The sequence below is a fragment of the Streptomyces sp. NPDC005805 genome, from assembly GCF_040630445.1.
GTDB lineage: Bacteria > Actinomycetota > Actinomycetes > Streptomycetales > Streptomycetaceae > Streptomyces.
The window spans coordinates 142,586-153,772 of sequence record NZ_JBEXXN010000007.1; the positions used below are offsets into that span (position 1 = coordinate 142,586).

General features: G+C 76.6%; 4 protein-coding genes and 1 pseudogene. 2 read left to right on the plus strand and 3 right to left on the minus strand.

What is annotated here, in order from left to right:
- The first annotated feature begins 130 nt into the window (after window positions 1-130).
- The gene (locus ABZ457_RS06840; protein WP_359154666.1) at window positions 131-1,957 is read left to right on the plus strand and encodes a serine hydrolase; all 1,827 of its coding nucleotides are present in this window, start codon (window positions 131-133) and stop codon (window positions 1,955-1,957) included.
- A gap of 81 nt (window positions 1,958-2,038) precedes the next feature.
- Here the strand turns inward: ABZ457_RS06840 and ABZ457_RS06845 are convergent, their stop codons facing one another.
- Window positions 2,039-3,571 (minus strand): NAD(P)/FAD-dependent oxidoreductase, encoded by a 1,533-nt coding sequence (locus tag ABZ457_RS06845; RefSeq protein WP_359154668.1) that lies wholly within the window; start codon window positions 3,569-3,571, stop codon window positions 2,039-2,041.
- A 47-nt stretch (window positions 3,572-3,618) separates the two neighbouring features.
- Window positions 3,619-6,207, minus strand: a complete 2,589-nt coding sequence (locus tag ABZ457_RS06850) for a tetratricopeptide repeat protein (protein WP_359154670.1) — start codon at window positions 6,205-6,207, stop codon at window positions 3,619-3,621.
- Window positions 6,208-6,499: 292 nt separating this feature from the next.
- On the opposite strand from ABZ457_RS06850, the gene ABZ457_RS06855 reads away from it, so the two are divergent.
- Window positions 6,500-7,594 (plus strand): enoyl-CoA hydratase/isomerase family protein, encoded by a 1,095-nt coding sequence (locus tag ABZ457_RS06855; RefSeq protein ID WP_359154672.1) that lies wholly within the window; start codon window positions 6,500-6,502, stop codon window positions 7,592-7,594.
- 61 nt (window positions 7,595-7,655) lie between these two features.
- Here the strand turns inward: ABZ457_RS06855 and ABZ457_RS06860 are convergent.
- A pseudogene (locus tag ABZ457_RS06860) lies at window positions 7,656-11,099 on the minus strand (phosphodiester glycosidase family protein); the annotation flags it as partial.
- Between the last annotated feature and the right edge of the window lie 88 nt (window positions 11,100-11,187).

Here is an 11,187-nt window from a genome sequence, read left to right on the forward strand (position 1 = left end):
ACCCCGCCCCCGTCGGCGTGCCCGCTGACGTTCCGTCACATCTGCCCGGGTGGTTGACAGTCCACGGACTCGGCAAGAAAGTTTCACCTGTCGCGGAAGATCCGAAAGATTCTTTCAGGGAGGATTCCGTATGACCGAGGATTCCGGGGCTTCAGCCGACGTGGGGAGCAGAGCCATCAGCCGTCGAGGACTGGGACGCGGGGTGCTGGCGCTGGGCGGCGCGCTCACGCTCGCCTCCGTTCCCTTCGCCGACACCGCCGCCGAGGCGGCCGACTCCTCCGGCGGCGCCGGGGGCGGTGGCCGTCCCCGGCCCACCCTGCGGCACGGTTCGCCGGAGCGGGCGGGGTTGCTCGCGCCCCATCTGGACCAGCTGGTGGCCGACGCCGAGACCTTTCTGCACCCCTCCCCCGACCACCCGTGGTACGCGGGCGCGGTGCTGCTCGCGGGCCGGGGCGGCACGGTGGCCCTGCACCGGGCGATCGGGCAGGCGCTGCGCTACTCGGCGTACGACGAGGTGACCGACACGGCCGTCGAGCTGCCGGCCGGGGAGCAGATCCCGATGCGCCGGGACACCGTCTTCGACCTGGCGTCGGTGTCCAAGCTGTTCACCTCGATCCTGGCGGTGCAGCAGATCGAGCGCGGGAGGCTGGAGCTGGAGGCTCCCGTCGCCGCGTATCTGCCGGAGTTCGCCGGGGCGGGCAAGCAGGACATCACCCTGCGGCAGCTGCTCACGCACACCTCCGGCTTCCGGTCCTGGATCCCGCTGTTCAAGGAGCCGACGCAGGAGGGCCGGCTGCGGCTGCTGTGGAACGAGGCCCCGGCGCACGCCCCGGGCACCCGCTATCTGTACTCGGACCTCAATCTGATCTCCCTCCAGCTGGTGCTGGAGAAGGTCACCGGCCGGCCGCTGGACGCACTGCTCCGGGACGAGATCACCGCTCCGCTCGGTATGGACCGCACCCGTTTCAACCCGCCCGCCGAGTGGCGGCCGCGGATCGCGGCCACCGAGGACGCCCGGCTGCCCTGGTCGGGTCTGGAACGCGGGCTGGTGTGGGGTGAGGTGCACGACGAGAACGCGTACAGCTTCGGCGGGGTCGCCGGGCACGCCGGGGTGTTCTCCTGCGCCTGGGACCTCGCGGTCCTCGCCCGGACCCTGCTCAACGGCGGGATCTACGGCCGGGCGCGCATCCTCTCCGCCGCGTCCGTGGAGCTGATGTTCACCGACTTCAACACGGACTTCCCCGGTGACGAGCACGGTCTCGGCTTCGAGCTCTACCAGCACTGGTACATGGGCGCGATGGCCACCCCGCGCAGCGCCGGCCACACCGGGTTCACGGGCACCAGCATGGTCCTGGACCCGACGACCGACTCGTTCCTGATCGTGCTGGGCAACTCCGTGCACCCGGTGCGCAGCTGGCGTTCCGGCAGCGCGCCACGGGTGGCGGCGGCGGACCACATGGCGCGGGCCGTGCCCGTCCGGCCGGTGCACGGGCGCACGGCGTGGTTCGCCGCGCCGAAGGGGCAGGCGGAGGCGACGCTGACCCTGCCCTCCCTCGGTCCGGGCGCGGACCGGCTGCGCTGCTCGCTGTGGTGGGACACCGAACCGGGTGCCGACGTCTGCTTCCTGGAGGGCTCGGCGGACGGCGGCGCGACCTGGCGCCCGGTGCCGTTCGCGAGCACGGGCCCGGACGGCACCGGGCGGGACCACCCGTCCGGTACGGCCTCGGGCTGGTCGGGCCGCGTATGGCACCGGGTCCGCGCCGACCTCAGCGGATGGGGTGCGGCGCCGGTCGTGCTGCGCTGGCGGTACGCGACGGACCGGCTGTACGCGGGGCGCGGGGTGTACGCGGACGGGCTGCGCGTGGAGGACGCGCGGGGCCGGGCGCTCTTCGACGAGTCCCGTCCCGGGGACGCGGCCCGGCTGACGGCGGCAGGCTGGACGGCGTCCCGGGACTGAGCGGGGCGGGCCGGTCCCGGCCAGGGGGCCGAGGGTGGGGCGGGACCGGGCCGGGGCTTCGGCCCGGTCCCGCCGGGGGCCTCAGTGGCCGAGGACCGCCATGGCCGCGTTGTGGCCGGGCACCCCGCTGACACCGCCGCCGCGCGCCGCGCCCGCCCCGCACAGCAGCACATTGGCGTGCGCGGTCTCCACGCCCCAGCGGCCGGTCTCCGCCGTGGCGTAGGGCCAGGACAGGTCGCGGTGGAAGATGTGCCCGCCGGGCAGCCGCAGTTCACGTTCCAGGTCCAGCGGCGTCTTGGCCTCGATGCACGGCTCGCCGTTCTCGTCGAGGGCGAGGCAGTCGGCGATCGGCTCGTCGAGATGGGAGTCGAGTTCGGCGAGCGTGGCCGCGAGCAGGGCGGACCGGGCCGACTCGTTGTCCTCGGCGAACAGCCGGGCGGGGGTGTGCAGTCCGAACAGGGTCAGGGTCTGGTGGCCCCGGGCCACCAGCTCCGGGCCGAGGATGGACGGGTCGGTCAGGGAGTGGCAGTAGATCTCCGACGGCGGGTGGGACGGCAGCCGGCCGGCCGACGCCTCCCGGTGGGCCGCGGCCAGCTGCTCGTACCCCTCGGAGACATGGAAGGTGCCGGCGAAGGCGTCCGCCGGGTCGACCGAGCGGTCCCGCAGGCGCGGGAGGCGGCGCAGCAGCATGTTGACCTTGAGCTGCGCGCCCTCGGGCGGCTCCGGGGCCGGTTCGCCGAGGAGTTCCGCGAGCGCCTGCGGTGCGGCGCCCACCAGGACGTGCCGGGCGCCGACCGTGCCCTCGGCGTCGCCGGTGCGGAAGGTGACCTCGGCGCGGGTGCCGTCGGTCGCGACGCCGGTCACCTCGTGGCCGGTGGCCAGTTCGGCCCCGGCGGCGCGGGCCGCGCCCGCGAGGGCGTCGGTCAGGGCCCCCATCCCGCCCACCGGCACGTCCCAGTCGCCGGTGCCGCCGCCGATGACGTGGTAGAGGAAGCAGCGGTTCTGGCGCAGGTCCGGGTCATGGGCGTCGGCGAAGGTGCCGATCAGGGCGTCGGTGAGCACCACGCCGCGCACCAGGTCGTGGCTGAAGCGTTCTTCGACGGCCGTGCCGATCGGTTCCTCGAACAGCATCCGCCAGGCGCTCCCGTCGCCGACCCGCGCCCGCAGTTCGCCGCGGTCCGGCAGGGGCTCGGTGAGGGTCGGGAACACCCGCTCGGCGACGTGGCGGGTCGTCCCGTAGAACTCCTCCCAGGCCGCGTACTCCCGGTCACCGCCGGTCAGCCGGGCGAAGGAGTCCGCCGTGCCGGGGCCGCCGACGAGCAGGCCGCCGCTGCCGTGGGGGGTGTAGGAGGAGACGGTGCGCTTGCGCACGGCGAAGTCCAGCCCGAGGTCGCGGACGATCTTTCCGGGGAGGAGCGAGACGAGGTACGAGAACCGGGAGAGACGGGCGTCGACTCCGGCGAACGGCCGGGTGGAGACGGCGGCCCCGCCGGTGTTCTCCCGGCACTCCAGCAGGAGCACGGACCGCCCGGCGCGGGCGAGATAGGCGGCGGCGACCAGGCCGTTGTGGCCGCCTCCGACGATGACGGCGTCGTACGTGGCGTGTGCGGGCATGGCGGGACCCTAGGGCATGCCGTCCGGTCCCGCCGCGTCCGGGGGCGTCACGGCCGGGGCGGGGGCGGGGCGGCGCGGAGGGTGGCGACGTGGCGGTAGACGTCGACCGCCTCCGCGTGGCGGCCGAGCTGCTCCAGGCAGTGGGCCTCGTCGTTCCGGCTGGCGAGGGTGTCCGGGTGGCCGGGCCCCAGGACGCGTTCGCGCGCCGCCGCGACCTCCCGGTACAGGGCGTACGCGTCGTGCCAGCGGCCCAGCCAGCCGAGCCCGACGGCCACCTCCCGGCGGCTGACCAGGGTGTCCGGGTGCTCCGGGCCGAGGACCCGCTCCCGCAGCGCGCTCACCTCCCGCGCCTGGGTGAGGGCCTCCTGCCAGCGGGCGAGCCGGCCGAGGTTGACACCCAGGGTGTGGCGGGCGCGCAGGGTCTCCGGGTGCAGGGGCCCGTCGATCCGGGTGCGGTCGTCGACCAGTACCCGGAACAGGTCCAGGGCCTCGGCGCTGCGCCCCAGCCGGCCGAGGCTGATGCCCGTCTCGTAGCGGGCGGCGAGGGTGTCGGGGTGGTCGGGTCCCAGGGTGGTGGCGCGCGCGGCGGCGACATCGCGGTAGGTGCCGAGGGCCTCGGCCCAGCGGCCCAGGCGGCCGAGGGCGTGGGCGACCTCGTAGCGGGTGGCCAGGGTGTCGGGGTGGGCCGGGCCGAGGACCCGGGCGCGTGCCTCGGCGACCTGGTGCGCCGTGCGGTGCGCCTCCTCGATCCGGCCCAGCCGGCCGAGGGTGAAGGCGAGGTTGTGACGGCAGCGCAGGGTGTCGGGGTGGTCGGGCCCGGCGCTGCGCTCGCGCGCCGCGACGACCTGCTCGTACACCCGGTGGGCCTCCTCGTGGCGGCCCGTCTGGCCGAGCACGTAGGCGGTCTCCTGGCGGGCGGCGAGGGTCGCCGGGTGGTCCGGGCCGAGGGCCCGCTCCCGGCCGGCGACGACCTCGGCGAACTCGCCCAGGGCGGCGGCCGCCCGGCCGGTGCGGCTGAGGGCGACGCCGATCTCGTAGCGGCCGGCCAGGGTGTCGGGGTGGTCGGCGCCGAGGAGTCCGGCACGTTCGGCGACGACCGCGCGGTGCACCTCCTCCGCCTCGGCCCAGCGCCCGAGACGGCCCAGGCTGACGCCGGCGGCGTGCCGGTTGGCGAGCGCGGCCAGCAGCTCCGGCGGCGGTGTGCCCCGGCCGGGCCCGTACGCGGCGGTGGCGGCGGGCGCGACGGCCGTCGCGGCGGGGCCGTGGGTTCCGGGGGTGCCATGAGTTCCGGCGGTGCTCTGCGTCCCGGCGGGGCCGTGGGTTCCGGCGGGGCCGTTCACGGCCGGGGTGGTGTGGGAGCCGGTCGGGGCGGGGCCGGGGTGGGCCGTGCCGTCGCCGGGTGTGCCGGAACCGCCGGCGGTCGCCGGGGCGGAGCGGTCCCCCGCGCCCGGGTCCGGGCCGCCGCCGGCCCCGTGCGCCGGCGTGGGCGCGCCCGCCCCGGCGCTCCCGGCCGGGGTGTGCGCGGTGTGCCGGGCGTCGGGGCCCGGGGGCGGGAGCGAGCCGTCCTGGGTGGCGGGGCCGGGCAGGCCGGGGGCGGGCCCGGCCGGCGGGCCGGTCCAGGGGCCCGTCAGGACCGCGGCGCCGGCCGGGTCCACGGGGACCGCGCCGGAGCCGCCGAGGGCCTTGGGCCCGCCCGTCATCCCCCGCGCCCAGGCGGGCAGCGCCCCGGACCCGTCCGGACCGGTGGCCCGCGGCCCGGGCACCGTCGGCGCACCGCCCGTGCCGGACGGGCGGCCCCCGGCGATCCGGCGGCGCAGCTCCCCCGCGTCGGCGGGCCGGTCCTCGGGCGTCTTGCCGAGCAGGTCGAGGACGGCCCGCTCCAGGTAGGCGGGGATCTCCTCGCGGAGCTCGCGCAGCGGCGCGGGCGGGGTGTCGCGGTGGCCGACCAGGATGGACCAGGTGTCCTCCAGGTCGAACGGCGGTGCCCCGGTGGCGAGTTCATAGAGGACGCAGCCGAGCGAGTACAGGTCGCTGCGGTGGTCGACGGAGCCGCCGCCGATCTGCTCGGGCGACATGTAGTGGGGCGTGCCCATGGCGATGCCGGTGCCGGTGAGCTTGGCGCTGAAGCCGATGTCCTCGCCGAGGCGCGCGATGCCGAAGTCGCAGATCTTCACCGTGCCCCCGGTCAGGCGCATGATGTTGGCGGGCTTCAGGTCGCGGTGCACGATGCCCTGTTCGTGCGTGTAGGCGAGGGCGCCGGCGAGCTGGTCGGCGATGTCGACGACGTCCTCGACGGGCAGCGGGCGCTGCTTCTGCTCCTCCATCAGCTGGCTGAGGTTGCGCCCCTCCAGCAGTTCCATGACCAGGTACAGGACGCCGTCGTCCTCGCCGAAGTCGTGGACCACGGTCACCCCGGGGTGCTGGAGGGCCGCGGCGACCCGGGCCTCGCGGCGGAACCGGGCGCGCAGGACGTCGCCGAAGGCCTGGTCGGGCTGACGGCCCATGGGCTTGAGGCACTTGACGGCGACGTGCCGCCCGAGGGACTCGTCGCGTGCCCGCCACACCTCGCCCATGCCCCCGCGCCCGATGAGATCGAGCAGCCGGTACCGGCCCTGGACCAGCCTGGTTTCCGCCATCTCCTGCCGCCGCCCCCGTCGCCGCCGTTCGCCCTCCCGTGACCGTCCAGTATGGCGGCCCTGCCCTCGCAGTCTGTACGGGGTCGGCCCGCGCGCCGAGCCCCGGGGCGCCATCGCCGTCCAAACGTGACCCGGCGGCGGGGTGCGCGCCGCCGGTGCGCGAGGATGTGCGCGGCAGCTCCGGCGCGTCCGGGCTGTGCGTCCGGGCAAGGCGACCGGCGACACGGCCTGGCTGTGCGTCCGGGCGACGCGTCCCGCGACCGGAACCCCCGCTTCATGGAAGGACGGCGGCATGGCCCCCGACGAGACCGAGCACCCCGTCCTGCTGCGCGCCGAGGGCCGGACCGCGTACGCCGTGCTCAACCGGCCGCGCGCGCTCAACTCCCTCACCCACCCCATGGTCCGCGCCCTCGACGCGGCGCTCGGCGCCTGGGAGCGGGACGAGGCGATCGAGGCGGTCGTGGTCTCGGGCGCGGGCGAGCGGGGACTGTGCGCGGGCGGCGACATCCGGGCCATCCACGACGACGCGCGCGCCGGCGGGCGGGCCTCGATCGGCTTCTGGCGCGACGAGTACCGCCTCAACGCGCGCATCGCCCGGCTCACCACGCCCTATGTGGCCCTGATGGACGGGATCGTGATGGGCGGCGGGGTCGGGGTCGCCGCGCACGGCGGCGTACGGATCGTCACCGAGCGCTCCCGGGTCGCGATGCCGGAGACCGCGATCGGCTTCGTGCCCGACGTCGGCGGCACCTGGCTGCTGAGCCGCGCGCCGGGCGAACTCGGCACGTATCTGGCGCTGACGGGGAACGCGGTGGGGGCCGGGGACGCGATCGCCCTGGGGCTGGCGGACCACCATGTGCCGTCGGAGCGGCTCGCGGAGCTGGTGTCGGCGGTCGCCGCGCACGGCCCGGCCGAGGCGGTACGGCGGTACGCGCGGCCCGCGCCGGAGGGCCGGCTCGCGGACGCCCGCGCCTGGATCGACGACTGCTTCGCGGCGGACACGGTGGAGGAGATCACCGGTCGGCTCCTGGCCCACGGCGGCCACGGCCCCGCCGAGGCGGCGGACACCCTGGCGGAGCGCTCGCCGCGTGCGCTGAAGGTGACGCTGGAGTCGATGCGGCGCGCCCGGGAGCTGGACAGTCTGGAGGCCGTGCTGGAGCAGGAGTTCCGGGTGTCGTGCGCGTCCTTCGCCTCGCCGGACCTGATGGAGGGCATCCGGGCGCAGGTGATCGACAAGGACCGGTCGCCGAAGTGGTCGCCGTCCGCACTGGCGGGGGTCTCCCGGGCCGAGGTGGAACGCCACTTCGGGGACCCCGGCGTCCCCGGACTGGCCCTCGGTGGACCGGGGTCGGGCGTCGGCGGACCGGGGTCGGGCGTCCGGGGGTAGCGGCGGGAGCGCCCTGTCGTCGCCCCGGGACGCCGGGGCCCCGCCGAGGAGCGCACGGGGGTCAGTCGGCGGAGCCGGTGGCGAGGGCGCGCGGGCGTGGTCGTGCCGGCGGGCCGGTGGTCGCGTACGGGACGGGGGCCGTGGGCCCGGCCGTCACCAGCGGGGCGGGGGCTGTGGGCCCGGTGGTCGCATACGGGACGGGGCCCGTGGGCCCGGCCGTCACCAGCGGGGCGGGTCCGGCCGTCGCGCGATCCGCCCCCGGCGTCGGGGCCACCGTCACCGCCACCTCGGTCGCCGTCCCGTTCACCCTCACCGTGAGGGTGAACGCGCCCCGTCGCAGCGCGGTGAGGCGGCCCGTCGACGGGTCGAAGGAGGCGACGTGGTGGCGGTGCGCCTCGGCGGGGCGCGGGCCGAGGTGGAGGGTGGGTGAGCCCGTCCAGTCGGCGCTCAGGGGCCATCGGGCCGGGACCTGGCGGGTGCCCTGGCGGACGGTCGCGGTCACGGTGGCCGTCTCCCCGGGGCGCGGGGAGGGTGGCGCGTCCAGCCGGAGTTCGTCCGTGTGGGCGCGGGTCTGGACGGAGATCCAGTCGGGGCCGGGGCCCCACGGGGCGCGGCGGGCGGCGGCCTGTTCGGCGGGGCTCACACGGTCGACGCCGACGAGGGACCAGCCCGTGAAGCCGCCCTCCCCCGCCGGGCCGGCGGGGTTCTTCCCCGCGTTGCCGTTGATCAGGTACGGCACACCGTCCACCCGCGCCGCGTGGAAGACGCCCACATGGCTGCCGATCAGCGCGGCCCCCTTCCCCGTGGCGCGCCGGAACGCGGCGAGCCAGTCCTCGATCAGCGCGGCCTCCTTGCGGTCGCCGAGCTGGCTGCCCTTCTGCACCGTCGGGTCGCGCGGCGGTACGTGCTGCACGACCACCACCGAGGAGACGGTCCGGTCCCCGGCGGCCGCGTCCAGCTGGGCGCGCAGGGCGGCGATCTGGCCGATTCCGCCGCCGAGGAGGCTCAGCCGGGAGGTGTCCAGGGTGATGAAGCGGGTGCCCCGGTGGTCGAACACCCGGTGCGCGGGCCCGAACTCGGCGGTGAAGTCGTCGATCCGGCCGCCCATCACCTCATGGTTGCCGGGCACATAGGTCCAGGGCACATGGTCGCCGAGTTCCTCGGTGAGGACCCGGCGGGCGAAGGCGAGGTCCTGCGGGGAGCCCTCGTCGACGAGGTCGCCGTTGACGAGCAGCAGGTCCGGCCCGGCCGCCCGGATCTCGCGGAGGGTGCGCCGGGCCTGGCGCACGATCTCGCCGTCGGGGTCGCGGGCGACGAACTGCGCGTCCGACATCACGGCGAAGCGCCAGTCCCGGGCCCGGGTGGCGGCCCCGGTGGTGATCAGCGGATCGGTGACGCGCGGAGGTTCGGGGAGGGTGACGTCCGGCGGGACGCGGGCGTCGAGTCCGTCGATCACGATGCGGCCGGTGTACTGGCGGGCGGGGGCGGTCTCGGCGAGGTAGAAGCGCTGTACGGCCAGCGGGAAGGCCGCGCCCGCCGGGACCGGGAAGGTGATCCGCTGCCAGCCGGTCCAGGTGACGTACGGGCCGCGCAGCAGCTGGTCGGAGCCGGCGGCGTCCTTGAGGTGGAGCGTCGGCCAGGCGCCGTTGCCGTCGCCCTTGATCCACAGGGAGAAGGACTGGGGCTGGCCGGGGACGGGGACCGGCGCGGGCGGGGCCGCGTAGGCGGCGCGGGTGGCGGTGGAGCGGGTGAAGTCGTAGGTGAGTTCCAGGCCGGTGCCGGTGTGGCCGTCGGGGGTGGCGGCGAGGGCGCCGTCCGCGCGGGCGTGGCTGAAGCGCCACGCGGCGGCGTCGTCGAAGCCGCTGACGGGCTGTTCGGTGAGGCCGACGCTCACCCCGACCACGGTCCGGTGCCCGGCGACGGTCGCGGTGACGGTGCCGGCCGCACCGGCGGCGGCCCGTGCCCGCACGGTGAACGAGCCCTGGCCGTCCGGGCGGACGTCGAAGAGGAGCCGGTCGTAGTCGAGGCGGATGTCGTCCGGTTCGACGGGGGCGCTGTTGCCCTGGGCGTCGCGGCCGAGGACGCCGAAGGCACCGGTCGCGCCGGTGCCGGCGAGGGCGACGCGCCGCGTGGTGGGCTCGATCCGGGCGAGGGGGCCGAGGACGGTGAGCAGGGTGCCGCCGCGGGCCGCGCCCCGGACGGCGGTGATCTCGGTGCTGCCGCCCCGTCCGGCGCGGAAGACCCCGTCCTCGTCGACGCGTCCGACGGACGGGGTGTGGACCCGCCAGCGGGGTGCGCCGGCGGCGGGGCCGTAGGTCTCGTCGTGGCCGGCGGCGGTGAGGCGGCGGGTGAGGCCGGGGAAGACGCGCTCGGGGTGGCCGCCGCGGACGGGGTCGGCGGTGGGCGCGGTGGCGGCGGGCATCGCGGTCTCCACGTGGTAGCCGCGCAGCCGGCCGCTGCCGTCGGGGACGGTGAGGGCCAGGCCGTTGGGCACGGTCCGCTCGCTGCCGTCCGAGGGGCTGTTCTCGGTGCGGAGGGTGTCGGTGCCGGGGACGCGGGCGAGGAGGGTGGAGGAGCCGCCGCCGTCGAGGTTGAGGGCGTTGCGGGCGCCGGCCTGCCGCATCATCCGGCCGAGTTCGGTGAGGGTGACCCCGCCGCTGTCGGCCTGGCGGCCGTCGACGGTGACGACGTGCATCCGCCGGCCGTCGGCGGAGAAGCCGACGGCGGTGCGGGGCGCGGTGGCGTTGTTGCCGGTGCCCTCGTGGTCCTGCGGGACGCCGTCGACGACGAGGAGTTCGCGTCCGCCGACCGCCGTGCGGGGTACCGGGCCGCCGTCGGTGCGGGGCCGGTACTCGGTGGTGACGGGGTCGCCGGGGCGCAGGGCGAGGAGCGCGGTGGCACCGGCCTCGCGGCCGGTGAGGACGGTGGCCCCGGCGGGGACCGGTCCACTGCCGGGCCGGTCGCCGACGGAGACCACGCGGCCGTCGCGGACGAGGGCTTCGGCGACGGGTGTGGCGGTGTCGACGGTGAGCGCGCGGTCCGCGTCGCCCCAGTCGGGGGTGTAGAGGCCGATGCCTCCGGGCGGGACGTTGGCCGCGTTGTAGCCGGCGAGGGGGCGGGTGGCGCCGCCGGGCAGGGTGAGGGTGCCGTCGAAGTAGAGCTGGAGGACGCGTCCGGCGGCGCCGGGTCCGATGCCGACGGCCCGGTGGGCACCGGGGGCGGGCGACTGGGTGAGGCGCCCGTCGCGGATGCCGGCGCCCTGGGGTGCGCCGGTCTCGTTGATGTCGAAGAAGTCGGCGTTGAGCGCGGCGACGGTGCGCCTGCCGGGGCCGGGGTCGTGCGCGGCGGCGAGTTCGCTGACGGTGCGCCGGTCGCTGACCCGGCCGGAGGAGAGGTAGTCGGCCCGGACGTCGGCGCCGCCGAGGTCGACGGAGAGTTCGTCGACGCGCAGCCACTTGGCCGCCTCCAGCCGGTCGTAGGAGGTCAGTCGCACCCCGGGCGCTACGTCTCACCCGCCGCCACCAAGGTCTACGGCCGGGACGCGGAGGAACTCGTCGGCTCCGAACTGGCCTCCCTGATCCATCCCGAGGACT